Here is a 911-nt window from a genome sequence, read left to right as displayed (position 1 = left end):
TAGAAAGGAACGTTCCAGCGCATCACCAAGAATTCAGGCAACAGGCACACCAAAGTGATGTACAAGGCACCTGCGAGCGTCAGACGCATCAGGATCTTGTCGATGTAGCGCGCTGTTTGCTCGCCCGGACGAATACCCGGAACAAACGCACCACTCTTCTTCAGGTTGTCCGCCGTTTCGCGGCTGTTGAACACCAGAGCCGTGTAGAAAAAGCAGAAGAAAATAATCGCGACGGAGTACAGCGTGATGTAGAGCGGTTGACGAGGCGACAGGGCCGCAGCCAGGTCGCTAAGCCAGCGCATGTTCTCACTGCTGGAGAACCAGCTCGTGATCGTGGCCGGGAACAGAATGATCGACGACGCGAAGATCGGCGGAATCACCCCTGCCATGTTCAGCTTCAGCGGCAAATGCGAGCTTTGACCACCGTAGACCTTGTTGCCGACCTGACGCTTGGCGTAGTTCACCGTGATCTTGCGCTGTCCACGTTCCACGAACACCACAAAAGCGGTAACCAGCACCACCAGAGCCACAATGAACAGTGCCGAAAGCACGGACATCGCGTTGGTGCGGACCAGGTCCAACAGTGCAGCCAGCGCCGCGGGCAGACCCGCAACGATACCTGCGAAGATCAGGATGGAAATCCCGTTGCCCAGACCGCGTTCCGTAATCTGCTCACCCAGCCACATGACGAACATGGTGCCAGTGACCAGAGTTACAACGGTCGTGAAGCGAAACAGCATACCCGGATCGATCACCAGTCCCTGTTGGGACTCCAACGCTACCGAAATGCCCACTGCTTGCACCAGCGCCAGCACGACTGTGCCGTAGCGGGTGTACTGGGTAATCTTCCGACGACCGGATTCGCCCTCTTTCTTGAGCGCTTCCAGCGACGGCACCACCACCGACATCAA

The 911-nt window shown here is 57.4% G+C and carries 1 protein-coding gene; it reads right to left on the bottom strand.

Annotated features, from left to right (window positions below):
• Nucleotides 1-911 (bottom strand): preprotein translocase subunit SecY (gene secY, locus A9976_RS23065; protein WP_183020933.1); only part of this gene is annotated, 911 nt, incomplete at both ends.

Source organism: Delftia sp. UME58 (genome assembly GCF_014170385.1).
Classification (GTDB): domain Bacteria; phylum Pseudomonadota; class Gammaproteobacteria; order Burkholderiales; family Burkholderiaceae_C; genus Comamonas; species Comamonas acidovorans.
This window is presented reverse-complemented; position numbering and strand designations above follow the sequence as displayed.